The sequence below is a fragment of the Rhodococcus (subgen. Prescottella) equi genome, assembly GCF_003013675.1.
GTDB classification, from domain to species: Bacteria; Actinomycetota; Actinomycetes; order Mycobacteriales; family Mycobacteriaceae; genus Prescottella; species Prescottella equi.
The window spans coordinates 4,817,790-4,841,307 of the sequence record NZ_CP027793.1; the positions used below are offsets into that span (position 1 = coordinate 4,817,790).

Genomic DNA, 23,518 nt, shown 5'->3' on the forward strand with positions numbered 1-23,518 from the left:
TAGTGTCGGCGCACTCACCGAAGAACCCGCGTCACCGATCGGAGCAGCCGTGGTCGAATCCGCAATCCGGGTGGTCGAACTCTCGAGCCCCTTCACCCGTTTCGCCGGACGGATCCTCGTCGGCCTCGGCTACGACGTCGTGCTCGTCGAACCGGCCGACGGCGATCCCAGCCGGCACGAGTTCGGCGGGCACGCGTACGGCCACTGGCACGCCGGAAAGAAGTCCGTCGTACTCGATCTCGGATCGGACACCGGACGCGGTGACCTCGCACGGTTGGTCGCCGCATCGGACGTCTTCCTCGACGGCAGCGCCCCCGGTGCCGAACCGGTATCGGTGCCCGCCGATTCGACCGTTCATGTGCGGGTGACCCCGTTCGGCGTCGACGGACCGCGCAGGGATTGGGCGGCAACGGATCTCACCGTCGCCGCCCTCGGTGGCATGCTGGCCCAGGTGGGTGACCCGGACGGCCCTCCTCTGCTGCTTCCCCAGGGGCAGGCCGAGCAGCTGGCGGGCGTGAACGCCGCGATCGGCGCACTCCTCGGTCTGCGCGCACGTCGGCTCGGCCCGGTACCGGCGATCGACGTCTCCGCGCAGGAGTGCGTCGCCGCGAGCCTCGAGGCGGGGACGCTCGCGTATCTGCACGAGGACCGGGTACCGCCGCGGCCCGGACGGGTGCACCCGCTGGTGCCGCACGGGTTGTTCCGTGCCGCCGACGGCTTCCTGGGCGGCGGGCTGGGCGGCAGTCCCCGCATGTGGGACGCGCTGCTGGCCTGGCTCGTCGAGGAAGGCGCGGCCGACGACCTCACCAACCCCCGCTGGGGCGATCCGGTGGAGCGAAAGCGTCACCAGGAACACGTCTTCGAGGTGGTGCAGCGCTTCCTCGACAAGTGGACGAAGGAAGAGTTCGCGGTCGCGGCACAGTCTCGCAAGCTACCGTGGTCGGCCGTCGATCGACCGGACGAGTTGCTCGTCAACCCGCAGCTGAACGACCGCGACTTCTTCGTCGACGTGGTCTCGCCCGAAGGCGTGACCCGCGATCTCGGCTTCGGTTTCGCGTTCCCCGAGGGGGCGCGCGCCCGGGATCTCGTGGTGGCGGAGCCGGGTGAGCACCAGGCCCTGCTGGACGACTGCCGGGACCCGGAAATCCGGTCGCCCGAGTCGAATTCGAGCACCCTTCCGCTCGACGGCATCAGAGTGCTCGACCTGACCTGGGTGCTCGCCGGACCGTACTGCACCCGCATCCTCGCCGATCACGGAGCCGACGTCGTCAAGGTCGAATCGCTCGGCCGGCCGGATCCGACGCGGTTCGCGCCGTTCATGCACCTGTCCCGGGGCCCGCACGACGACCCGGACACGAGCGGGTACTTCAACGACGTCAACCGCAACAAGCGCAGCATCACCCTCGACACCCGCTCCCCCGCCGGCCTCGAGGTCCTGGCCGACCTGATCGCGCAGAGCGACGTCGTCGTGGAGAACTTCAGTTCCACCGTCATGGAGAAGATGGGCTTCGGGTACGAGCGGCTGCGCGAACTGCGCCCCGACATCGTGTACGTCTCGATGTCCGGCATGGGCCACACCGGACCGCGCAGCGGTTGGGTGTCGTACGCCGACATCGTCTCCGCCGCAACGGGCTTGACGGCCCTCACCGGCTGGAGCAGCGACCAGGTGGTGGGCGTGATATACGGGCACGGCGACATCGTGGCGGGACTGCAGGCCGCGACCGCCGTCCTCGCCGCACTCGAGCACCGGGACCGCACGGGTCGCGGCCAGCACGTCGACCTGTCGCAGTTGGAGGCGATGGCCTCGCATATGGGCACCAGCGTCGTGCAGGCGACCGGCACCGGACGGTTCCCGGTCCCGATCGGCAACGCGCACCCCACGATGTCGCCGCACGGAGTCTTCCGGTGTCTCGGCCCGGACCGCTGGTGCGCGATCGCCGTCCGCGACGACGCCGACTGGCGACACCTCTGCGACGTGCTCGGACGTCCGGACTGGGCGGACGACGACCGGTTCCGCACCGCGGCGGGACGGCGCGAACACGGAACCGAGATCGCCGACGCGATCGCGACGTGGACGGCGCCCCTGCCCGCCGAGACGGTCGCCGACCGCCTCCAGTCCGCCGGAGTTCCCGCCGGGGTCGTCCAGAACGGCCGCGACCTGGTCGAGAGCGACCCGCACCTGCGGGCACGCGGGTACTACGTTCCCGGCGACCATCCCAAGGTCGGTCGCTTCCTGCACGAGGGCGCACCGGTGCGGGTGGGCGCCGCGGTGACCGTCCGCCGAGCGGCGCCCCTGCTCGGCGCGGACACCGACGACGTGCTCCGCGACGTCGCCGGGTATCCGCCCGCGACCATCGCCCGGCTGCGTGCCGACGGCGTGCTGACCTGACCCTCATTCCACGGCCCACGGGCCGACTTGGTTTTCGAAAGATCCAGAAGGAGAACACATGCGCGCCGCCCGGCTCCACAATTTCGGACAGGCCCCCGTGGTCGACGACGTCGACGTGCCCGCCCGCGAACCCGGCCAGACCCTCGTCCGGATCGATGCGGCCGCACTCGGTCACCTCGACATGACGGTCGCGAGCGGCAACTTCGACGTCCGCCCTCGACTGCCGCACATCGGCGGCACGGACGGTGCCGGCACCGTCGTCGAGTCCGACACCTTCGAGCCCGGGACCCCGGTCCTGGTGCGCGGCGGCGGCGTCGGCTTGTTCAAGAACGGCTGCTGGGCCGAGTTCGTGGTGGCCTCGGACAAGGCATTCACCCCGTTCGATTCGGGACTCGACCCCGCGGTCGCGGCAACCTTCCTGCTGCCGAGCACCACCGGCTACGTCGCCGTTCACGATGTTGCCGACGTCCGAGTGGGCGAACGCGTGATCGTCGCGGGAGCCTCCGGCGCGGTGGGGGCGATGGCCGCCCAGTTCGCACAGCTGGCGGGGGCGTCCGAAGTGATCGGGGTGGTGCCCCGCGAGGATCAGGTCGCGCTGCTGCCGGAGGGGGTCCGGCCGATCGTCGGGCGCGGCGCGAAGGTGGCCGAGGCCCTCGGGCCCGATCCGGTCGCGGACGTCCTGATCGACACCCTCGGCGGGGACGCGCTGCCGCACCTGCTCGCCCGTGTCGTGCCGGGCGGGCGAGCCGCACTGATCGGCTACACCCTCGGCACGCAGCTCACGATCGACCTGCCGAACTGGCTGCTCAGTGACGTTGCGATCCTGCCCGTCAACATGATTCGCAAGACCGCCCGCCAAGCCGAGCTCGCCCCCGACATGATCGCCCGCCTCGTGGCCGGCGACATCCGCCTCGCGGTCCAGCAGTTCCCGCTCGACGACATCGCCGACGCGTTGCAGCTGATGCGCGAGGGCAAGGTCGCCGGCCGTGCCGTCGTCGTTCCGTGACGATGTGACCGGGGCACTGCCGCTGCCGGACCCGATGACGATCCCGGCACTGCTCCTCGACCGTGCCGCCCGACGCGGTGACCACACCGCGCTGCGGGTGGACGACGTGCGAGTGACCTACCGCGAACTGGTGGACCGCGCGGGCGCCATGGCCGGGTCACTCGCACGTCGCGGGATCCGGCGTGGTGGCCCCGTCGCCGCGATGACCACGAACCGCGTCGAGGCGATCGATCTGATCCTCGGGTGCGCCTGGCTCGGTGCCGTCGCGGTGCCGCTGAACACCGCCTTCCGCGGTGACGCGCTGCGTCATGTCCTCGCGGTGTCGGGTGCCCGGCACGTACTGGTCGAACCCGAGTACGTCTCCCGCGTCGCGGGAGCCGGTTTCCGGGGCGAGCTGTGGATCGTCGGCACCGAGCAGGCACCGCAACCGAATTCGCGGCCGTTGCCGCCGGTCGAAGGGCTGTCGGCCCTCTCCCCCGCGGCAGTGCTGTTCACCTCCGGCACCACGGGGATGCCGAAAGGCGTGGAGTGCCCGCACGCACAATTCCTGTGGTGGGGACAGGGTGTGGGCGCTTCACTCGGCCTCGGTCCGGACGACGTGCTCTTCAACGGCCTGCCGCTGTTCCACACCAACGCCATCAACGCGTTCTTCCAGGCCGTGGTGACGGGCGGCACCTTCGTTCTCGGCCGGCACTTCTCGGTGCGCGAGTACTGGCGCCGCGTCGCCGACGCCGACGCGACCGTCGTGTATCTGCTCGGCGCGATGGTCGCCATGCTGGCCGGTCGTTCGCCGTCCCCGCACGATCGCGCGCATCGGGCGACCCGGGCGCTCTCTCCCGCGACACCCGAGCGGCTGTGGCGGCCGTTCCGGGAACGGTTCGGTGTCGAGCTGATCGACGGATTCGGAACCACCGAGACGAATCTGGTGCTCGGGACCGTTCCCGGTGACCGGCGCGCGGGCTACCTCGGCACGGTCATGCCGGGATACGACGCGCTCGTCGTCGACCCGGCCGGGGGCCCCGTCCCGGACGGCACCCCCGGCGAACTGCTGGTGCGCACCGAACTCGACGGCGCCTTCGCACTCGGCTACCTCGGTGACCCGCCCGCCGCGCCCGGAGCATGGCTGGCCACGGGCGACCGCGTGGTGCGGGACGCCGACGGCTGGTTCCGATTCGTCGACCGGATCAAGGACGTGATCCGCCGGCGCGGGGAGAACATCTCGTCGACCGAGGTCGAAAACGTGCTCGCGCAGCATCCCGCGGTCGCGCAGGCGGCGGTGTTCCCGGTCCCGTCGCAGTTGGCCGAGGACGAGGTGATGGCGGCGGTCGTCGTGCGGCCCGGGCACCGCGTCGAACCCGCCGAGCTGTGCCGGTTCGCCGAGCCCCGTCTCGCCTACTTCGCCCTGCCCCGGTACATCGACGTCGTGGACGCGCTACCGCTCACGGAGACGGGCAAGGTGCGCAAGGCGGCGTTGCGGGAACGCGGCATCGGGCCGCACACGTGGGACGCGGAAGGGGCCGGGATCGCTCCCGGCCGCTGACCGCACCACCTACTTGCCGCAACCGTTGAACGAACACATCGTGGGGCTGCAGGCCATTCCCCGCGCGAGGTCGGCGGGGGCGTGCGTGCACTTCATCGCGTGCAGCGCGCGGCTGATACCCATTCCCGCGGTACGCAGCGCACCGGTCACCCGGCTGACGTTGAGCCGGACCGTCGGGCCGGTCACCGACAGTGCCCCGGCAATCGTGGTGGGACCACTGAAGACCGGAACCGCGACACTCATGTAGCCGAGGCGTGTCTCCTCGACCTCGACCGCCAACTGTTCCTTGCGCATCCGCTCGAGCTGCTGACGCAGGACCGACACCGACATCGTCGTCCGCGCGGTGAGCGCGGTGAAGCCCTGCTCGACCACCTCGTCGAACACCGACTGCGGTGAGAACGCCAGGATCATCTTCCCGGTGGCCGTGCAGTACAACGGGAGCCGGCCCGCGACGCGGGACTGCTGGTTGAGCCCGCGGTGGCCGATGATCTTCTCGATGTAGAGGACGTCGATGCCGTCGCGCACCGCGAAGTGCACGGTTTCCTGCGTCGCGAGCAGCAGGTCCTCCATGTAGGGGAGCGCCGCGTCACGGAGGATCCGCTGCCGGGGCACCAGCTGCCCCAGCTCGAACAGACGCAACCCCAGGCGGTACTTCGTGCCGGCCCGCTCGAGCAGACCCCACTCGACCAGTTCCCCCGCGAGACGGTGCACCGTGGCCTTCGCGACCCGACTGCGGCGCGTCAACTCGGTGAGCGAGAGATCGCTGTGGTCGCTGTCGAAGGCGTCGAGGATCGAGCGGGCCTTTCCCAGCACCGACGACATCTCACCGCCCTGTCCTCGCGCCGCCTGGATCGGCACCACCGAACCGAGATCGACCGATCGCTGCATCGCTGTCGTCACTGCGGCCTCCTGACACTCTGGGGCTCTCCCCGACTCGGAGGTCCGAGCGGTGTAGCCCTGTCGGTGCCAGTGACGCTAGGGACCAAAGTCCCGAGACGCACGTCACACGTTCCGTCCAGCGGACCGGTTTCACAGGGTTTACATATGCCGCGCGACCAGGGTGTCCGCCGTCACCGGCGAGGCGGTGGTGTTCACATTCGCCAGGAACTCGCACACCACTGTCGCGACCCGGTCCGCGTGCCGTTCGACGAGGGCCACGGTGCCGTCCTCGATCACGACCTCCGCCACCGACGGTGCCCCGATGAGGTGCTCACGCAGCTTCGGAAGGGCCGGCATCGAGAACGGATCGGCACCCGCACCGATCAGCAGGACCGGAACCGTGACGGAGCCGATCCGTTCCTCCATCCGGTACCGACCGCACGCGCGGTGTCCCTCGGCCGGATCCACCCCGAAGGAGAGGGCGTCGTGGACGAACCGGTCCAGTAGACCCGTGACGGGGTCCGGATAGTACGGACGACGCAGGTCCCACAGCACCCGCAGGTGGTCGCCGTCCGGGACACGCTCGGCGCAGTCCACCCCGCCCGCGCCCGTGTGACCGGCGCGGTACTCGGCGTCCGCCCACGGACACGACGACAGCACGACCGCGTCGAGTCGTCCACCGTCCGCCGCCGCCATCTCGAGCGCCACGGCCGCACCGGTGTGGTGCCCCAGCACGGTGGCCCGGTCGACGCCCAGGGCGTCGAGCAGCTCCCAGGCCCCCTGTGCGAAGTCCTCGATGGTCTGCGGGGCGGGCAGCGACGCACTCGCACCGAAGCCCACCATGTCCATCGCGATCACTCGGAAGTTGCTCGCCAGCAACGGAATCAGCTCTCGGAACTCGTCCCATGAGCGCGGGGTCTGGTGCAGCAGCAGTATCACCGGTCCCCGCCCCTGCTCGGCGTAGTGCAGCTGGCCGAACGAGGTGTCCGCGTACCCGAACCGCACGCCCATCAGTACGCCGCCACCATCGGGGTGTCGACGCCGATCACATCGATCTTGGCGGCGCCACCCGGGTTGCCGACGGGCTCGGCCCGGGTCGGCAGGATCTCCAGGAAGAACCGCTTGGCGTCCTCCTTGAACTCGGGGTCGGCCTTGCGGTCCACGGTGATCGCCTCGACCGGGCACGCGAGTTCGCATGCACCGCAGTCGATGCACTCGTTCGGATTGATGTAGAGCTTGCGCTCCCCCTCGTAGATGCAGTCGACCGGGCACTCCTCCATGCAGGACCGGTCCATGTAGTCGATACATGCCTCGCCGATGACGAATGCCATTGTTCAGCCTTCCTGTTCGGTGGAATGTCCGGGGAAGATCTCCGCGTCGGGATCGATCACCGCGGCCGCGTTGTTGACCGCGGTCGCGGCCTCTCCGAAACCGACCGCGATGAGCCGGACCTTGCCGGGGTAGTCGGTGATGTCGCCGGCGGCGTACACGCGCGGGACCGCGGTCTCCATGCGGGTGTTCACGACGATGTGCCGCGAGTCGATCTCGAGTCCCCACTCGGTGAGTGGTCCCAGGTCCGCGGTGAAGCCGAGCGCGGCGATGACGGACTGCGCGGGCAAGGTGCTGGTGCTCTTCTCGAGCTTGTGTGCGACGTCGACCTCGGAGATCCAGCCGTTGCCGCGGACCGCGGACACGTCGGCGTTGACGATCATCCGCACACTGCTCTGCCGCACCTTCGTGACCGTCGCCGCGTGAGCACGGAACTTGTCGCGGCGGTGCACGAGCGTCACCGACGACGCGATGGGCTCGAGGTGAACCGCCCAGTCGAAGGCACTGTCCCCGCCCCCGACGATCACGACGTCCTTGCCGGCGTGGGCCGACAGGTCCGGGACGAAGTAGCTGAGCCCGCGATCGAGGAAGTCGAGCCCCTCGGCGAGCGGGCGAGGCGTGAAGGTGCCGATGCCGCCGGTGACGATCACGGCTCCCGCAGTGACCTCGCGGCCCGTGCTCGTTCCGACGACGGCGCGACCGTCCGCGAGGTGCGCCAGGGTCTGCGCCTGCTCCCCGAGCAGGTACAGCGGATCGTACGGTGCGGCCTGCTCGAGCAGTCCGTCGATGAGATCGCGCCCCTTCACGGACGGGAATCCGGCGATGTCGAGGATGGCCTTCTCCGGGTACATCGCACTCACCTGACCGCCGGGCTCGGACAGCGCGTCCAGCACGGCCACCCGCAGGCCACGGAAACCGGCGTAGTACGCGCCGTAGAGACCCGCCGGGCCGGCGCCGATGATCAGGATGTCGACCTCGAGTTCGGTCGGGACGTTGGACGAAGCGTTCATGTCGGCAACGCTAATGACGTTGGTGCCCTTGACATATGAAACCGGTCCGGTCAGCAGACTGTGTTCGGTCCGGGCCACCGGTGCGCACACACGCCGAAAGGCGGGCCCACCGGCGAAGGGGAGGTCTGCCGGTGAGCCCGCCGTCACGGGGCGCCGCGAGGTCAGCCGAAGATGTGGGGTTCCTCGGCGGCGATCTTCTGGATGATGGTCGAGTACGCGAACCAGCCCACCTTCTCGGTGCCGACGGCCTCGTACGTCTGGAGGGCGACGTCGTGGTGCAGCGCAACAGGATTCCCCGCGGCACGAGCCGCGAGCTCGGCCTGCATGGATCGCTCCATCGAGACGTACCACCACACGGCACTCTCGACCGACGTGCCGACCGTGAGGTGCCCGTGATTGCTCAGCACGACCGCCTTGCGGGGCCCCAGCGCGGCCGCGATGCGCAGTCCTTCCTCCTCGTCGAGCGCGACACCGTGGTACTCGTCGTAGATCGAGTGGTCCTCGTAGAAAGCGCACGCGTCCTGCGTGATCGGGCTCAGCAGACGGTGCAGCGACGAGAACGCCTTGCCCTGGAGCCCGTGCGCGTGCACGGCGCCGACGACGTCGGGTCGCGCCTCGTGCACCTTGGAATGGATGACGAACGCGGCCCGGTTGAGCGGCCCGTCGCCGGACAGGATGGTGCCCTCGGAATCGACGTGCAGCAGCTCGTCCGGCCGGACCTGGGAGAAGTGCCGGCCGAACGGCGCCGTCCAGAACGTGTCGGGACGCTCCGGGTCGCGGGCCGTGATGTGCCCCGAGATCCCCTCGTCCAGACCGAAGCGCGAGAGGATCCGGTAGCCGCCGATCACCGCGATCTTGCGGCGCCGCCGTTCGCTCTCGACGTCGTCCGACTCGGGTCGTCCGGGGATCCCGGCCAACTCTGCGATGGTGGGTGCGTGAGTCATTGCGTCCCTTCAGGTTCGACGGGTGTCGGGGGTCTACTTGACGCCGTAGCGAGCGAGGTACCGTGTCGAGAGCAGGCGCAGGATCCGGTCGAACACGAAGCCCATGATGCCCAGCACGATGATGCCGACGAAGGTCCAGTCGATGCGGCCGTAGTTGCGCGCCTGCCAGATCATCGATCCGATGCCGTGGTCGGCGGCGACGATCTCGGCGGAGACGATCGTCAGGAAGCTGTTGCCCATCGCGAGGCGGGCGCCGGTGATGATGCCGGGCACCGACGACGGCAGCACCACCGTCTTCATGAGCTGCAGCTTGCCCGCCCCCAGGTTCGCTGCCGCCTGCAGCTTGTTGTCGCTGATCGAGACCGTGGCGGCGATCGTGCTGACCGTGACGATGAAGACCGAGGTGTAGAAGATCAGGACGACCTTGGACGTCTCACCGATGCCGAACCACACCACCGCCAGTGTCACGAACGCGATCGGCGGGATGAAGCGGAAGAATTCGATGTACGGGTCGAGCAGCTGTCGCACGATATTCACGCGGCCCATCAGGATGCCGATCGGCGCACCGATCACGACACCGAGGCTCCAGCCGATGAGGATGCGCTGCGCGGACGCCCAGATCGACGTCCACAGCACGCCGCTCTCGGCCAGTTCCTTTGCCGCCGTCCATACCTCGGCCGGGGAGGCGATGGTGGTGGGCCCGTACCACCAGGCCAGGAACGACCACACCGCCAGACCGATCGCGGCGGACGCGATCCACAGGAGTGCGGTGCGGGCGGCGGCGGTGGATGCGCCGGCACCGCGACGGCGGGTGCGGGATGTGCGCGCGGCGCGCACGGTGGTGGGGGTGTCGGCCACGGCGGTCACAGCTGGTCCTCCTCGATGCCCTGGTTGCGCAGCGACGCCACGACCTCGGCGCGGATGTCGTCCCGCAGTTGCTCGTACAGATCGATCACCTCGGGGTGGGCACGATCGCGCGGTCGCGGCGCATCCACCTCGTAGATGCTCTTGATGCGCGCTTTCGGTCCGGCGGACATGACGACCACGCGATCCGCCAGGGTGAGCGCCTCGTCGATGTCGTGCGTGACGAAGACGACGGTGCAGCCGGTGTGCCGCCAGATCTTGTCGAGTTCGGTCTGCAGGACCTGACGGGTCTGGGCGTCGAGCGCACCGAACGGCTCGTCCATCAGCACGAGCGACGGCTGGTTCGCGAGGACGCGCGCGATCTGCACGCGCTGACGCATGCCGCCCGAAAGTTGGGCCGGGAACTTGTCACCGGCGTGCGGCAGGCCGACCATCGCGAGGTACTCGGCGGCGATCCGCGCCTGGGCCGCCTTGTCCGCGCCGTGCATACGCGGTCCGTACGCCACGTTCTGGCTCACGGTCATCCACTCGAAGAGGGCCTCCGAGCTCTGGAAGACCATGCCCGCGTGCGGGTTGCTCCCGTAGACCTCGTCACCGTCGCACACGATCTCGCCGGCGGACGGCTTCACGAATCCCGCCATCGCCGAGAGCAAGGTCGACTTGCCGCATCCACTCGGACCGAGCAGGCACACGAACTCGCCCGGTCGAACGTCGAGGCCGATGCCCGAGACGATCTCGGCGGCACCGAAACTGATGCCGAGATCGCGGACGTCGATCGGGACGCCCTTGGTGGTGGTTGTCGCTGTCACTGCTTGTCCTCCTGGTACCAGTCGAGCAGCATCGCCGAGGTGAGGTCCGGCTGCTCGGAGAGAACGCCGATCTTCTTGTAGAAGTCGACGATCGACTGTGCGGACTCCACGTCCTTGTCGGTGAGATTCTCGACACCGAAATCGATTTCGCTCACTGCCGTGACGGTCTGGTCCTCGGCCACGTTGACGGCCTTCCTGGTCGCCGCTGCCGCCGTCTGCGGGTCGGACTCGACCCGTTCGCTCGCCTGGGCGAGCACCTTGGCGATCTTGCGGGCGGTGTCCTCGTTCTGCTCCAGCCACGGGGCCGTCGTGATGGCCCAGTGGTGGTAGAACCAGTCGTAGTCACCGGTGACGGCAACGACGTGCCCGCTGCCCTGCGACAGCGCGGTGGCCGGCCACGGCTCCCACAGCACGTAACCGTCGATGTCGCCACGACTGAGGAGCGCGGGCATGTCCGTCGGTGTGGCCGAGACCATCTCGACTGCGCCCGGGGCGATTCCGTTCGCCTCGAGGTACTTGTCCGTCGAGATCTGACTCAGTCCGGGAACGATACCCATCTTCTCGATACCGGCCGCAGTGTCGACTCCGTTGCGCAGGACGACCTTGATGTAGTCGCCGGACACCTCGTACGAGTACATGGCCCGCAGCGACGGATTCTGTCGCAGCTGGGCGATGGTCGTGGTGTCGGAGCTACCGGCCACCTGGACCTGGCCGGTGGCCAGTGCATCGACGGCCTCACCGCCACGGCCGAACTGGACCAGCTGGACGTCGAGCCCCTCGTCCGCGAACATCCCCTCCTGGTCGGCCACGAAGAACGGCGCGTAGGACGCGTCGATGCCCACCGCAATCCGGAGCGGGCCACCGCCGCTGTCGGCCGTGCTCTGCGTGGCGGGCCGGCTGCACGCCCCCGCGGCAACCGTGAGAACAAGTGCTGCTGATGCAAGGGTCACCTTGCCGAATGTCGATCGCCAGGCCATGTGTGCACACCTTCGTTCTGTGATCTGCGCCGCATTTGCGGGGTCGTGGTGAAGAAACCTAACGGCGGGGAGCAGCGGCGAAAACCAACGCGGTCCACCGTGCGGACCGGGCCGGATAACTTACCGGGGCGCAACATCGCACCTGGTCCGAGAGGATTGTTCGAAATACGAAGGAAACAAATTCGACGTGGTCACAGCGTCCACCGCGGCGCGGCTCCGTGACACACGCGCGCGACGTTTGCGGCCGTCATCTCGTAGATCCGGCGCCGCGCGGTGGCGCTGCCGCCGGCCACGTGCGGACTGAGCAGGACCCGGTCGAGCCGCCGCAGCTCGCTGTCCGCTGCCGGCGGTTCGTGATCGAAGACGTCCAGCGCCGCACCGCCCAGACGTCCGGATCGCAGCCCGGCCACCAACGCATCCGTGCGGACGACCGGACCGCGGGCGACGTTCACGACGATCGCCTCCTCCGGCAGCCGGGCCAGCTCGGACGCACCGATCAGTCCGCGGGTCGACGGCATCAACGGCACCGCGAGCACGAGGACGTCCGACACCGCGAGCAGGTCGTCGAACGGGAGATACCGCGCCGGCGCGTCGGACCTCGGGCGGCGTGCGGTGTACGCAACCTCGCAGCCGAACGCCGCGAACAGACCTGCGCACCGACGGCCGATGTCCCCGAACCCGACGATCCCCACCCGGCGCTCACCGAGGTCGCGACAGCCGTGGTCCAGAATCTGCTCCTGCGGCCACTCCCCGGCGCGGAGCCGGTCGTGCGCCCAACCCATCGACCGGCTCAGGCTCGCGGTCGCGACGACGGCCCACTCCGCCACCGAGGCCGCGTTGGCGCCGGGAGTGTTGGCGACCGGCACCCCCGCCCGCCGCCACGCTTCCACGTCGATCCAGTTCACACCGACGCCCGGTTGCTGAAGCAGCCGCAGATGCCCACCGATCTCGGCTTCCGCTGCGCCCAAGGGCAGTCGACCGCTCCAATCCCCGACCAGAATGTCGACGTCGGGCAGCAGGGCACGCAGCTCGTCCCGGGATCGGGTAACCGGTCGGACCACCTCGGCACCGGGGGCGGCACCGCGCAGCAGACCCCCGAGGAGGTCACGCTCGTCCGGCGCCAACAGCAGTATCCGCATCGCACACCGTCCTCTCGATGCGTGGAGCCGGCCGCGCTATGCGCGGCCGGCTCCACGAACTGTGTTGCGGGAAGTCCACTCAGGCGACGCTGCGTGCGTGCGCGGACGCCTTCGCCAGGAACTCGAGGCTCAGCGTGTTGTACAGTGCCGCCTGCTCGTGCTGCGGCCAGTGGCCGCACTCGGGGTAGAGCTGCAGCTGCGCGCCGGGGATGTCCTCCGCCATCTTCTTCGCCTCCGGCACGTCACCGAACGGATTCTCGTGCCCCCACACCACCAGGGTGGGCGCCTGGATACGGGCGAGACGATCGGGACGCAGCAGGTTTCGCTGGCGAGTCTCCATGTCCTGCAAAGACAGCAGGTTGTGGATGTTCGCGACGAAGTCCGGCTGGTGGTAGATCCGGTGCCGTGCCTCGACGAGTTCCTCGGTGGCATCGACGGGATCGTGCATGAGCAGCCGCAGGCGTGCCCGGGTCAACTCGACGTCGTCGCTCTGCACCGCCTTGGTCGTCGACGTGCGGATGCGCTCCATGATCTCCGGGTTGGCGACGGTCCCGCCCGCCGCGAGCAACTGCAGCGACAGCACCCTCTCCGGCTGTTCGCTGGCGAGGTGCGCGGCGACCCATCCGCCGAGGGACTCGCCCACCAGATGAACCTTGTCGAGTCCGACGGCGTCGAGGTAGTTCACGAGATGCTCGACGTATCGGGGAATCTCGTAGGCGTAGTCCGGCTTTCCGGTGTATCCGTGGCCGAGCATGTCGATGGCGTGGCACTCGTAGTGCGCGGCGTGCACCGCGATGTTCCGCGCGAACGCCTCGAGATGGCCGCTGGTGCCGTGCAGGAACACCACGGCCTCGTCACCGGAGCCGGCCTGCAGCGATCGGGTGGGGATGCCCGCGGCGTCGACGGTCTTGACCGCGAAGTCGAGGCCGGCCAGTTCGTTCCAGATTGTCATGAGTGTGTCCTTTGCAGAAGAGAGGGGAGGTGAAGTCAGTGCGCCGCCGGTGCCGCCGCGGGATCCAGGACGACGACGCCCATACCGGTCAGCCATTCCGGAATCGACTCGTAGGCAAGCCGTTCGGCGGGGATGTAGTCCATCATCGCGGCCATCATCAGCCAGGTGCGCAGTTCCTGGGCGCCGTTGCCCGCCTCGGCTTCGATGGCCGCGCTCGTGTAGCCCGCGAGTTCACCGGCCTTGCCGACGGCGAACAGGTCGAGGATGCGGTCGTCGAACTCGGGTGAGATCGCGGCCTCGGCGGCCCGGATGATCTGGCGCCGGCGGACGTCGTAGTCCGACCAGTTCTCGCGACCGTCGAGCCAGGCCTGGACCATGAAGTCCTCGTCCTCGCCGTGCGGGTCCCGCCAGTCCGGCCACGGCAGCCGGTGCGACAGCCCGCCCGAAGCGATGACGGCCACCCGCGTATCGCCGGGGTACGACGCGATCGCGTCGCGCAGTGCCAGGGCGAGGCCTTCGCACCGCCCGAACGTAGGCAGAGGAGGCGCGAACACGTTGACCACGAGCGGGACGATCGGGACGTCGAGCCCGGCGAGCAGGTACTGGATCGCGTGGGACTGTCCGTGATCGATCTGCAGACGCGCCGAGAACGCCAGATCGAATTCTCCGCCCTCCACCACCTCGTCGGCGAGGTGGCGCGCGAGGTCGACGTCGACGTTCTGCGGGCCTTTCGGCGTGCCCGACTCCCCGCTCGCGATGCACTCCCCGACCCCGAGCGTGAACGGCGGGATCAGGTCGAGCCAGAAGCCGCGGAAGTGATTGGATCCCAGCAGGACGACGACGTCGGGTCGCGCTTCGGCGATGCGGTCGCGCGCCGCCCCCAGTGCGGCGCGGAACCGCTCGGCCTCCGCCTTGTGCGTCGTCTCCTCCCAGTGCGTGTTCATGAGGGTGCTGTGCGATGCACCCACCCCCAGCACCAGTTTCGCCATCAGTCGATCCCCACTTCCTCGAGAGACCGGGTCACGGTGTCGACGGCAACCCGGATCAGGTAGCGCGTGAGGCGTTCCGCCTCGCGCAGGTCCACGGTGTTCATGCCCATTGCGAAATCGACCTCGAACGGGGCGTCGACCACCTTCGGCATACCGACCCGCACGGTCGGAATGCCGCGGCCGCGCAGGATGTTCGCGTCGGTCGCGCCACTGGCGTCGTGCACCCCGTCGTGCGGGCAGCCCTCGAACGCCTCCCATGCACCGATCGCGCTGCGACACAGCCACATCTGCTCGTCGGACGACTCTCCCGGGATCGCCAGGATTCGTTCGACATCGATCCGCGCGTCCAGATCGGCGGCGATGGCCCGTACCGCTTCCGTCAGTTCGCGGCCGGCCGCCGACGGTGTGGTCCGCGGGCTCAGCCGCAGATCCACCGTCATCCGCACCTGCCCCGGGGTGAAGGACGCGGTGCGCTCCCAACCACCTCGGATGTTCGCAACCATCCCCTGCGGCAGCACCAGCCCCTCCCCGTGCCGGTGCGAGTACTGCGGGAACCACTCCTCGAGCCGCAACGCCACCGCACCGGCCAGCGCGACCGGGTTCCGGTAGGGCAACCGGTGCCGCGAACCGACGTAGGTGTGGGTGCCGTGCACGGTGATCTCGAACCACGCGAGCCCCACCTCCTCCCACGACACCGTCCAGCCCGGCTTCGCGATGAGCGCGAAGTCCGACCACACGCCCTGCTCGAGCAGGTACGAGCAGCCGACTCCCTGGCCGGTGTTCGCTCGCGGATTCCCCACGCCCGGTCGGGCGTTGGTCGGCATGCCGCCGGCGCCGAAGCCGGCGAGGAGGTCACCGGTCAGCGGGATCTCCGCGGCCCGGACCGCCTCCACAGCCGCCATGACGCAGGCCGCGTGCCCCTTGGGATTCGACGCCCCCAGACCGATGACGTAGTCGCCGTCGACGGCGGCCTCGGCGCGCAGATCCGGTCGCAGTGTCTCCGCGGCCCACGGAACGTCCTCGGCGGCGTCGCCGCTCGTGACAGTGTCGATCGGCGCATACAACATCAGGTCCGGTCCGGTGCCGTTGCCGCGCACCCGCGCCCACGAGTTCGCCTGACGGTCGTCGAGGTACATGGTGTGCGCCTCGACCCCGCCGGCCGCCAACGTGTCCGTGATGTGTCGGGCGAGCGGTGCCTCGTCGCCGGTCGGGCTCGCGATGTCCACCAGCCCGACCGTCAGCTCGCGCAGCCGCTCGCGATCCACCTCGCCCCAGGCCTTCTCGACCCACCGGCGGCGCTGTTCGTCGAGACCGGCGAGAGGGTCGGCGGTCCCGGGGGTCACGAGTTGACCTGGTGTACCTGGGTATTGCTGCGGGCCGCGACGAAGCGCCAAGCCGGCCGCGCACCGACGGCGAGCAGGACTCCGACCGTCACGCTCACGAGAGTCTTGAACATCGTCTTCTCCTCTAGTCCGAAGCGGCCGGGGTCCGCGACGCCGCTTCGGCGCCGTTCGACTCGGCGGCTGGGGTGGCGGGGGTGGCACGGCGTCGCTCCCGTGCCGGGCGCGCCGGGGGCTGCGGGGTGTGTGCCACCGCGGCGGCGATCTTCTCGGCGTACTCCTCCTCGGCGAGGTTGCGCCACGCGGTGAGCGAGATGTCGGGGCGGTAGAGCTTCTCCGGCGGCGCGTCCGTGACACGGACCATCCACTCGTCCTGGCCGGAGAACTGACCGTGGAACAGCCAGCGGATCGCGCCCAGGTACTTGGCGTAGAAGCCGAGCTTCGCCGCCCCGGTGACGAAGTTGACCATGAGACCCACGTACTGGTGGTTGTCCTCGTCGACGGGGACGTAGAACTCGTAGTGGATGAAGTTGGGGTATGCGATGCGCAGCACCCCGGGCATGGACAGCGAGGCGAAGCCCGGGAACTTCTGGGCCTCGATCACCGGATTCACCTTCAGACCGGCGCCGACGTTGCCGATCTGCGAGATCTGGCTCTCGTCGGGCTTCTTCTTCCACCAGCGCTTGTTCGTCCATTTGCCGACGCCGGGGAAGTCCGCCTCCCAGTACACCTCGTCCTGCACCCGGAAGAGCCACCGCCCCTCGGGCACGATGCTCGTGATGTTCCACGTGGGCATCGGCTTGAACAGCCGCCACAGCGCGGTGCGGTGCAGGTACTTGGCGTGGCCCTCGTCGAAGCCGTTCTCGCACGCGAATCGCCAGTTGCCGCCGCGCGGTTGGATGCGGCCACCGACGATGCCCTCGTTCTCGACGAGTTCGCGGGGCAGCTGCTCGTCGATCGGCGGCGCGGGCTCCTCCGCGATCGGAATGTAGACCCACACCAGACCGAGCCGCTCCTCGACGGAGTACGTCCGGACGGAAAGCTTGCCGCAGATCTTCGAGTCGGGTCCGTCGGTGATGACCGCGGCGAGCTTGCCGTCGTTCAGCCGGAACGTCCACCCGTGGTACGGGCAGCTGACGGTGCCCGGGAACTGCTGATCACCCTCCGACAGCGGAACGCCGCGATGCGGACAACGATCATGCAGCGCATACACTTTGCCGCTGTCACGGATGATCGCGAGCTTCTCGCCGCAGATCGTGTAGCTCTTGGGGTCCTTGGTGATGTGGCTGGACCACGTCACCGGGTACCAGTAGCCCCGGTAGCCGCTGCCGGCCTCGTTGTATCGGGGCCACGCCGTCCAGTCCTGCCGACCGGCCGCACGCGGCCTCTCCGGGAGCGCCTGTGCGGCGTCCGGCGCCTCGACACCAGTCATGTGAAGTCCTCTCGACACGAGATCTTTTGGTACGCAGATCTTCCGACTAAAGGTTCGCCCTTCCAACGGATCCGGTTCACTCAGCAGACCCGGTTCACCGCCGGGCCACGACGGCCTCACCGGCAGCGCACAGCGTCCCGTCGGAGTCGCGCTCCTCGAGACCCAGAACGATCCGGTCGTCGTGGACCTCGCGCACGGTTCCCGTGACCGTGAGCGTCGTCCCGACGTACGCGGGCGCACGGTTTTGCCACCCGACGGACAGCACCGCATCGGGATCACCCACGTATCGGGTGGCGGCCCGGAAGAACAGAGTGCCGTGCAGCTGCGCCATCACGACCCGGTCGGCCAGCCCCTCCGCTCGCGCGTACGCGGTGTCGTAGTGGATCCGGTGGGCGTTGTGCGTGGCCGCGCCGAAGCGTTGCACGCGGGTCGGATCAGTGTGCAGCACAACAGGTTCGATTTCCGCTCCGGCGGCGGGTTCGATATTGCCGATCATCGGACGATGAACCTCTCCGTGACGGTCGCCAGCGCCCCGACCGCGGCGGCGCGGTAGGTCTTGACGACGGTGATCAACACGAACCGGGCGTCGCCGCGCCCCTTCCACTCGATCCGGTCGACGACCCGATCGGCGCCGATCCGCTCGCCCAGCGGCGTCGGCCGGTGGAAGTCGACGTCCTGCCCGCCGGCCATGAGTCGGACGTCCAGGCCCGACGTCCCGGGCACCTCGTCCGCGAACATCCCGTCGGCCCGATAGTCTTCGTCCCGCGCGCCGCTCGGCCCGCGGAGCAGGCTGGGCACGTACATGGGGTGCACAGCGAAGTCCGGACGGTCCGGTTCCAGATAGCGGGGGTCGTCCTCCGCGCATGCGCGCGCGAACGCGACCGCCTCGTCGGGGCGGACCGATCCGAGGTCGCGATGCTCGCGCGTGCCGATCGCCGCCGACACCCGCTCGTGGACGATGTCCAGTGGAGTTCTCATGCCGCGACGCTAGGGGCGGCACCACCTGCACTGCCACAGACCGGGACCGCCTGACGGACCGTGATCCTTTGCCCGTGCACGGAGATCGGGTCAGGTATGCGCATGACGAATCGACCGAACAGCTTGTACGCCACCGCAGCCGGCGTGAAGTTCCATTACCACGACCTCGGGGAGGGCGCCCCCACGATCTTCCTGCACGGCGGCGGGCCGGGCTGCACCGCATGGTCCGATTTCGGTCCGGTCGCGCCGCTCTTCGCGCAGGATCGTCGGGCGATTCTCGTCGACATCCTGCAGTACGGCCTGTCGGACAAGTGCACGATCACCGGGCCGATGTGGGACTTCCACGCCGCGAAGGTGGTGGCACTGCTCGACGAGCTCGGCATCGACCGCGCCGACTTCGTGTGCAACTCGTGGGGCGGCACCATCGCGCTGAATCTGGCGGCGAAGTACCCCGACCGGGTGCGCTCGTTGGTGATCACCGGCAGCATGCCGGTGTTCTACGGCCCGCTCGCCCCGCTGCCCGAGGACGGCCGTCGCGGCCGCAACGCCCGCGACGTGTACTACGGGGGCGAGGGCCCCACGCGGGAGAAGATGCGTCAGCTCATCACCAAGCTCGAATGGTTCGACGGCGAACGCCTGCCCGAGGAGACCCTCGACATGCGCTACGAGCAGAGCCTCGACCCCGACGAGATGGCCCTCGCGGCGGCATCGGACAACCCGCGCGGAGATTGGCAGGATCTCACCGCGGAGCTCGGAATGATCAAGGCGCCGGTACTTTTCGCGTGGGGAATGCACGACGCCTTCCTCACCCCCGACTACCCGCTGATGCTCGCCCGGATGATCGATCGCGGCCACCTCTACGTGATGGACAAGGCGTCGCATCACCTCCAGGAGGAGCGGCCGCACGACTACTACACCGTGGTGACCGGGTTCCTGAACCAGCAGCATCCGTGACAGCCGACGCGACGACCGACGCGGTCCGGGAAGGTGCCCGCGTCGCTGCGCCCGAGGGCTGGAGCCGGATCCGGCTGGTCGTGATCCTCGGCCTGCTCACCGCCCTCGGGCCGTTCACGGTGGACATGTACCTGCCGGCGCTGCCCGCGATCACCGAGGACTTCCTGACGTCGGACGCCGCCGTGCAGCTGACACTCACCGGGACACTGCTCGGCCTGGCCCTGGGGCAGTTGGTGATCGGGCCGCTCTCCGACGTCTTCGGACGTCGACGACCGCTCGTCCTCGGCACGTCGCTGCACGTCGCGGCGTCGGTGGCCTGCTGGTTCGCGCCGTCGATCGCGGTCCTCGGCGCGCTGCGCGCACTGCAGGGGCTCGGCGCGGCCGCGACCGGGGTGATCGCGATGGCCGTCGTCCGGGACCTGTTCGAGGGCAGGGACGCTGCCGTCGTTATGTCGCGACTGATGCTCGTGATGGGTGTCGCCCCGATCCTGGCTCCCTCGATCGGGGGTGTGTTGCTGACGGCGGTCTCGTGGCACGGAGTGTTCCTCGTGCTCGCCGGCCTCGGGCTGGTGATGATCGTCCTCGGCGGGGTCGCGATGCCCGAGACGCTGCCACCGTCCGCGCGCGTCGGGCGCGGCCTCGGGCCGGTGCTGCGCACGTACGCGACGTTGGCCCGCGACGGACACTTCATGGTGCTCGTTCTGGTGTGCGGGCTGGGCCGGGCGGTGCTGTGGGCGTACATCGCCGGGTCGTCGTTCGTGATGCAGGACCAGTTCGAGCTGGCGCCCGGCGTCTACGGCATCGCGTTCGCGGCCGGGGCCGTCGTGCTGATCGGCGCCTCCCAGCTCAACGTCGTGTTGCTAGGACGCTGGACGCCGCTGGGCATCTGCGTGACATCGCTCGCGGCGAGCACCGTGCTCGGCGGCGTCGCGATCGGGTTGGCGGCGACCGCCACCGGGGGCTTCCTCGGGTTCGCACTCCCGGTCCTGGCACTGCTGTGCGCCACCGGATTCGTGATGCCGAACGCGCCGGCGCTCGCGCTGTCCCGGCACGGCGAGGCCGCCGGGACCGCGGCGGCGATGGTGGGGTTCGCACAGTTCGGGGCGGCGGCGGTCATCGCCCCGATCGTCGGACTGCTCGGCAACACGTCGCTGGCGATCGCCGTCGCCATGACCGGATCCGCGGTCCTGGCGCTGCTCGCGCTGGGGACGGTCGTCAGGCCGTCCGCGCGATCTCGTGCAGCGCTCGACTGACGCCCTGTCCCGCGGTCTGCAGCGGGCCCGAGATCCGGGCGAGGTTCATCCGGGCCGTGCTGGTGGAGACACTGACGGCGCCGACGACGGTCGAACCTCCCGAGAAGATCGGGACGGCCGCACTGGCCGTCCCGAGGCGGACTTCCTCCGCCTCGACCATCATCGCCTCGCTGCGGGCACGTTCGAGCTGGCGCCGCAGCATCGCCGCCGACGCCACCGAGCGATGCGTGAACTTCGCGAGCCCGCGGGCGACGACCTGCTCGAACACCGCCGGCGACGAGAAGGCGAGCATGACCTTGCCGGTGGCGGTGACCTCGACCGGCAGCCGGCCGGCGACGCGGGACGGCAGCTCCACCGAACCGTGGCCGGAGATCTTGTCGATGTACAGCACGTCGAGGCCGTCACGGATCGCCAGGTGCACGGTCTCGCGGGTGATCGCGTGCAATTCCTGCAGGAACGGCAGCGCGGCCTCGCGCAGGATGCGCTGCGTCGGAACGAGCTGTCCCAGTTCGAACAGCCGCAGGCCCAGCCGGTAGTCGGTTCCGATGCGCTCGAGCAGTCCCAGTTCGACCATCTCGGCCGCGAGTCGGTGCACGGTCGCCTTCGCGACGCCACTGCGCCGCGACAGTTCGGTGAGGGACAACGAACCCGACTCGGCGTCGAAGGACTCGAGAAGTAGGCGCACCTTGCCCAGCAGCGATGTCATCATCCGGTGCCTCCTACGATCGCCGTCCCACCCAGCGGGACCGGTGCGCAGAGCCTACCGAGAATCCGTCGAACGCTTGTTTCGATGCCGGTGGCGCCGGAAGGCCGACGGGGTTCTCAGCCGATCGTCCACAGCGGATCGTCCCCGCGGCACACCCGCGCGACGTTCTCCGCCGTCATCGCGTACATCCGGGCCAACGCCGTCGAACTGCCTCCCGCGATGTGCGGGCTGAGCAGCACGTTGTCGAGGTCGAACAGCGGGCTGTCGGTCTCGACGGGCTCCCGCGCGAAGACATCGAGGGCCGCACCGGCCACCGTGCCGGACCGGATCGCGTCGGCGAGCGCCGTCTCGTCCACGACCGGCCCGCGGGCCACGTTCACCACGAGCGCCTCGCGAGGCAGCAGTTCGAGCTCGCGTGCCGAGATCAACCCCCGGGTGTCCGCGGTCAGCGGGACCGCGACCACCACCACGTCCGACACCGCCAGAAGGTCGTCGAGCGGCAGGTGTGGCACCGGCGCGCCCGGGTGCGGCCGGCGCGAGTGGTAGGCGACCTCGCACCCGAACGCCGTGAACAGCTCTGCACAGCGGCGATTGATGTCACCGAACCCGACCAGACCGATCCGACGATCGCCGAGATCCCGGCAGTCCCGCTGTCGGACCGACGTCTGCGGCCACCGCCCGCGGCGCATCTCGGCGTCCGCCCAGGCGATCGACCGACACAGGTTCGCGGCGGCGGCGACCGCCCACTCGGCCACCGACGCCGCATTTCCTCCGGGGGTGTTCGCGACCGGTACACCGGCTTCGGTCCAGGCGTCGACATCGATGTAGGCGATACCGACGCCCGGCTGCTGGATCAGCCGCAGGTGCCGGCCGAGTGCGGCCTCTGCGGCGCCGAGCGGCAGCTGTCCGCTCCAGTCCGCCACGACCACGTCGACACCCGGCAGCAGGTCCCGCACCGCGGACGCGGTGCGGGACATCGGCCGGACGAGCGTTCCCGAGCCGCCGACGGCCTCGCCGACGGCGCGCTCGATCGCCGGATCGGTGGTGAGGACCAGGATCCGGGCGGGGTCGGGCCGTGCGTCCACGTCCGTCAGCCCCAGCGGGACTGACCGCCGTCGAGCGGGATGGTGGCACCGCTGAGGTAACCGGCGTCGTTGCTCACCAGGAAGACGACCGCGCGTCCGATGTCGCTCTCGGGGTCGCCGATGCGGCGCAGCGGAATACCGGCCTTGAACTCCTCGGCCTCCTCGGGGTACTCGTTGATCCACCATTCGAGTGCCGGCGACAGCGCGTGCGGTGCAATCGCGTTGACACGAATACCGTCGATGCCCCACTCGCAGGCCGCGGCGCGGGTGAGCGAGCGCATGCCTTCCTTGGTGGCCGCGTACGCGCCGTAGTTGCTGGCATCCCAGCGGACCGCCGCCGACGTGACGAGGTTGATGATCGATCCGCCGCCGCGCTCCTTCATCGACGGGTAGCACGCGCGCATCAGGCGCAGCGTCGCGAGCGGGCCCGTCGCGAACGAGCGCTCGAAGTCCTCGTCGGTGACCGACAGCAGCGGGCCGGGCTTGCAGTCGTTGGCGTTGTTCACCAGGATGTCGACCCCGCCGAAGTGCTCGATCGTGCGCGCCACGAGCGCGTCGATGTCGTCACCGCTGCTGACATCACACGGAACCGGTAACGCCTTGCCGCCGTACGCCTCGATCTGCTCGACCGTCTTGATCAGCTTCGACTCGGTCCGGCCGGAGACGACGATCGACGCGCCCTCCTTGGCCAGCGCGTGCGCGATGCCCTGGCCGATGCCCTGACCGGCGCCCGTGATGAGTGCGATCTTGCTGTCGAGGTTGCCCATGTGTACTCGCTCTCGAAGTCTCGTGAACTGGGAAGATCTGGTGTGACAGACCTCCAGTCGACTATTCTCGACCAAGCATTTGCTTGCGCGCAGCGTTTTCGCGAAATCGGCGACGAAAACTTCTGAGCACCAATGAGCCTCGTGGCGTACGGCGCTGCGATACGACAGAAAGGCAG

Annotated in this window: 23 protein-coding genes; 5 read left to right on the forward strand and 18 right to left on the reverse strand. The window is 69.3% G+C overall.

The genetic code is table 11. The features are described from left to right. Positions 1 to 49 precede the first annotated feature (49 nt). The 3 genes from C7H75_RS22285 to C7H75_RS22295 are packed head-to-tail and all read left to right on the forward strand — an operon-like array spanning position 50 to position 4,935. Positions 50 to 2,389 (forward strand): CaiB/BaiF CoA-transferase family protein, encoded by a 2,340-nt coding sequence (locus C7H75_RS22285; protein WP_106851849.1) that lies wholly within the window; start codon positions 50 to 52, stop codon positions 2,387 to 2,389. Between the two features lie 58 nt (positions 2,390 to 2,447). Beyond that, complete coding sequence (locus tag C7H75_RS22290) at positions 2,448 to 3,395, forward strand: quinone oxidoreductase family protein (protein WP_084870218.1); 948 nt, start codon at positions 2,448 to 2,450, stop codon at positions 3,393 to 3,395. A gap of 34 nt (positions 3,396 to 3,429) precedes the next feature. Continuing rightward, positions 3,430 to 4,935, forward strand: coding sequence for an AMP-binding protein (locus C7H75_RS22295; RefSeq protein WP_106852059.1), 1,506 nt, complete (start codon positions 3,430 to 3,432; stop codon positions 4,933 to 4,935). A 9-nt stretch (positions 4,936 to 4,944) separates the two neighbouring features. Here the strand turns inward: C7H75_RS22295 and C7H75_RS22300 are convergent, their stop codons facing one another. From C7H75_RS22300 to C7H75_RS22370, 15 genes are all read right to left on the reverse strand, one after another. Further along, entirely contained in the window at positions 4,945 to 5,835 is an 891-nt protein-coding gene (locus C7H75_RS22300) for an IclR family transcriptional regulator (RefSeq protein WP_013417398.1), read from the reverse strand. A gap of 138 nt (positions 5,836 to 5,973) precedes the next feature. Then, entirely contained in the window at positions 5,974 to 6,825 is an 852-nt protein-coding gene (locus tag C7H75_RS22305) for an alpha/beta fold hydrolase (RefSeq protein ID WP_081122229.1), read from the reverse strand. Next, the gene (locus tag C7H75_RS22310) at positions 6,825 to 7,145 is read right to left on the reverse strand and encodes a DUF362 domain-containing protein (protein ID WP_005517222.1); all 321 of its coding nucleotides are present in this window, start codon (positions 7,143 to 7,145) and stop codon (positions 6,825 to 6,827) included. Before C7H75_RS22310 ends, C7H75_RS22305 begins: the two co-directional genes overlap by 1 nt. 3 nt (positions 7,146 to 7,148) lie before the next feature. After that, entirely contained in the window at positions 7,149 to 8,153 is a 1,005-nt protein-coding gene (locus C7H75_RS22315; RefSeq protein WP_022598254.1) for an NAD(P)/FAD-dependent oxidoreductase, read from the reverse strand. Positions 8,154 to 8,314: 161 nt separating this feature from the next. Then, on the reverse strand, positions 8,315 to 9,097 hold the full coding sequence (locus tag C7H75_RS22320) for a class II aldolase/adducin family protein (protein WP_064059330.1): 783 nt from the start codon (positions 9,095 to 9,097) through the stop codon (positions 8,315 to 8,317). A 33-nt stretch (positions 9,098 to 9,130) separates the two neighbouring features. Next, positions 9,131 to 9,964 (reverse strand): ABC transporter permease, encoded by an 834-nt coding sequence (locus C7H75_RS22325; protein ID WP_005517219.1) that lies wholly within the window; start codon positions 9,962 to 9,964, stop codon positions 9,131 to 9,133. Next, positions 9,961 to 10,770, reverse strand: a complete 810-nt coding sequence (locus C7H75_RS22330) for an ABC transporter ATP-binding protein (RefSeq protein ID WP_005517218.1) — start codon at positions 10,768 to 10,770, stop codon at positions 9,961 to 9,963. The genes C7H75_RS22325 and C7H75_RS22330 overlap by 4 nt, the downstream gene beginning before the upstream one ends. Beyond that, on the reverse strand, positions 10,767 to 11,747 hold the full coding sequence (locus C7H75_RS22335) for an ABC transporter substrate-binding protein (RefSeq protein WP_005517217.1): 981 nt from the start codon (positions 11,745 to 11,747) through the stop codon (positions 10,767 to 10,769). The genes C7H75_RS22330 and C7H75_RS22335 overlap by 4 nt, the downstream gene beginning before the upstream one ends. Before the next feature lie 191 nt (positions 11,748 to 11,938). Beyond that, a complete protein-coding gene (locus tag C7H75_RS22340) occupies positions 11,939 to 12,886 on the reverse strand; it encodes a 2-hydroxyacid dehydrogenase (RefSeq protein WP_069855483.1) in 948 nt (315 codons plus the stop codon). A gap of 79 nt (positions 12,887 to 12,965) precedes the next feature. After that, entirely contained in the window at positions 12,966 to 13,838 is an 873-nt protein-coding gene (locus C7H75_RS22345; protein WP_106851850.1) for an alpha/beta fold hydrolase, read from the reverse strand. Positions 13,839 to 13,873: 35 nt separating this feature from the next. Next, a complete protein-coding gene (locus C7H75_RS22350; RefSeq protein WP_081122233.1) occupies positions 13,874 to 14,827 on the reverse strand; it encodes a DODA-type extradiol aromatic ring-opening family dioxygenase in 954 nt (317 codons plus the stop codon). Beyond that, positions 14,827 to 16,170, reverse strand: coding sequence for a zinc-binding metallopeptidase family protein (locus tag C7H75_RS22355; protein WP_106851851.1), 1,344 nt, complete (start codon positions 16,168 to 16,170; stop codon positions 14,827 to 14,829). The genes C7H75_RS22350 and C7H75_RS22355 overlap by 1 nt, the downstream gene beginning before the upstream one ends. A gap of 124 nt (positions 16,171 to 16,294) precedes the next feature. Continuing rightward, positions 16,295 to 17,599 (reverse strand): aromatic ring-hydroxylating oxygenase subunit alpha, encoded by a 1,305-nt coding sequence (locus C7H75_RS22360; protein ID WP_081184165.1) that lies wholly within the window; start codon positions 17,597 to 17,599, stop codon positions 16,295 to 16,297. A 94-nt stretch (positions 17,600 to 17,693) separates the two neighbouring features. Next, positions 17,694 to 18,095, reverse strand: coding sequence for a hotdog family protein (locus C7H75_RS22365; RefSeq protein WP_064076280.1), 402 nt, complete (start codon positions 18,093 to 18,095; stop codon positions 17,694 to 17,696). After that, on the reverse strand, positions 18,092 to 18,577 hold the full coding sequence (locus tag C7H75_RS22370; RefSeq protein ID WP_106851852.1) for a MaoC family dehydratase N-terminal domain-containing protein: 486 nt from the start codon (positions 18,575 to 18,577) through the stop codon (positions 18,092 to 18,094). Before C7H75_RS22370 ends, C7H75_RS22365 begins: the two co-directional genes overlap by 4 nt. A gap of 102 nt (positions 18,578 to 18,679) precedes the next feature. Between C7H75_RS22370 and C7H75_RS22375 the strand changes: the two genes are divergently transcribed. Then, complete coding sequence (locus tag C7H75_RS22375; RefSeq protein ID WP_172504542.1) at positions 18,680 to 19,531, forward strand: alpha/beta fold hydrolase; 852 nt, start codon at positions 18,680 to 18,682, stop codon at positions 19,529 to 19,531. After that, the gene (locus C7H75_RS22380) at positions 19,528 to 20,784 is read left to right on the forward strand and encodes a multidrug effflux MFS transporter (RefSeq protein WP_064076282.1); all 1,257 of its coding nucleotides are present in this window, start codon (positions 19,528 to 19,530) and stop codon (positions 20,782 to 20,784) included. The genes C7H75_RS22375 and C7H75_RS22380 overlap by 4 nt, the downstream gene beginning before the upstream one ends. Here C7H75_RS22380 and C7H75_RS22385 read toward each other — a convergent pair. The 3 genes from C7H75_RS22385 to C7H75_RS22395 all read right to left on the reverse strand — a co-directional run bounded on the left by C7H75_RS22385 (position 20,747) and on the right by C7H75_RS22395 (position 23,342). Then, the gene (locus C7H75_RS22385; protein ID WP_005517207.1) at positions 20,747 to 21,493 is read right to left on the reverse strand and encodes an IclR family transcriptional regulator; all 747 of its coding nucleotides are present in this window, start codon (positions 21,491 to 21,493) and stop codon (positions 20,747 to 20,749) included. The two genes, C7H75_RS22380 and C7H75_RS22385, sit on opposite strands and share 38 nt — an antisense overlap. A 113-nt stretch (positions 21,494 to 21,606) precedes the next feature. Continuing rightward, entirely contained in the window at positions 21,607 to 22,575 is a 969-nt protein-coding gene (locus C7H75_RS22390; protein WP_106851853.1) for a 2-hydroxyacid dehydrogenase, read from the reverse strand. Between the two features lie 5 nt (positions 22,576 to 22,580). After that, on the reverse strand, positions 22,581 to 23,342 hold the full coding sequence (locus C7H75_RS22395; RefSeq protein WP_106851854.1) for an SDR family NAD(P)-dependent oxidoreductase: 762 nt from the start codon (positions 23,340 to 23,342) through the stop codon (positions 22,581 to 22,583). Between the last annotated feature and the right edge of the window lie 176 nt (positions 23,343 to 23,518).

Bases quoted from the DNA above. Each gene is read 5' to 3' on its own strand.
- C7H75_RS22290 (WP_084870218.1), top strand. From the start codon at position 2,448: ATGCGCGCCGCCCGGCTCCACAATTTCGGACAGGCCCCCGTGGTCGAC.
- C7H75_RS22295 (WP_106852059.1), top strand. From the start codon at position 3,430: ATGACGATCCCGGCACTGCTCCTCGACCGTGCCGCCCGACGCGGTGAC.
- C7H75_RS22305 (WP_081122229.1), bottom strand. From the start codon at position 6,825: ATGGGCGTGCGGTTCGGGTACGCGGACACCTCGTTCGGCCAGCTGCAC.
- C7H75_RS22310 (WP_005517222.1), bottom strand. From the start codon at position 7,145: ATGGCATTCGTCATCGGCGAGGCATGTATCGACTACATGGACCGGTCC.
- C7H75_RS22315 (WP_022598254.1), bottom strand. From the start codon at position 8,153: ATGAACGCTTCGTCCAACGTCCCGACCGAACTCGAGGTCGACATCCTG.
- C7H75_RS22320 (WP_064059330.1), bottom strand. From the start codon at position 9,097: ATGACTCACGCACCCACCATCGCAGAGTTGGCCGGGATCCCCGGACGA.
- C7H75_RS22335 (WP_005517217.1), bottom strand. From the start codon at position 11,747: ATGGCCTGGCGATCGACATTCGGCAAGGTGACCCTTGCATCAGCAGCA.
- C7H75_RS22340 (WP_069855483.1), bottom strand. From the start codon at position 12,886: ATGCGGATACTGCTGTTGGCGCCGGACGAGCGTGACCTCCTCGGGGGT.
- C7H75_RS22345 (WP_106851850.1), bottom strand. From the start codon at position 13,838: ATGACAATCTGGAACGAACTGGCCGGCCTCGACTTCGCGGTCAAGACC.
- C7H75_RS22350 (WP_081122233.1), bottom strand. From the start codon at position 14,827: ATGGCGAAACTGGTGCTGGGGGTGGGTGCATCGCACAGCACCCTCATG.
- C7H75_RS22360 (WP_081184165.1), bottom strand. From the start codon at position 17,599: ATGACTGGTGTCGAGGCGCCGGACGCCGCACAGGCGCTCCCGGAGAGG.
- C7H75_RS22365 (WP_064076280.1), bottom strand. From the start codon at position 18,095: ATGATCGGCAATATCGAACCCGCCGCCGGAGCGGAAATCGAACCTGTT.
- C7H75_RS22370 (WP_106851852.1), bottom strand. From the start codon at position 18,577: ATGAGAACTCCACTGGACATCGTCCACGAGCGGGTGTCGGCGGCGATC.
- C7H75_RS22375 (WP_172504542.1), top strand. From the start codon at position 18,680: ATGACGAATCGACCGAACAGCTTGTACGCCACCGCAGCCGGCGTGAAG.
- C7H75_RS22385 (WP_005517207.1), bottom strand. From the start codon at position 21,493: ATGATGACATCGCTGCTGGGCAAGGTGCGCCTACTTCTCGAGTCCTTC.
- C7H75_RS22395 (WP_106851854.1), bottom strand. From the start codon at position 23,342: ATGGGCAACCTCGACAGCAAGATCGCACTCATCACGGGCGCCGGTCAG.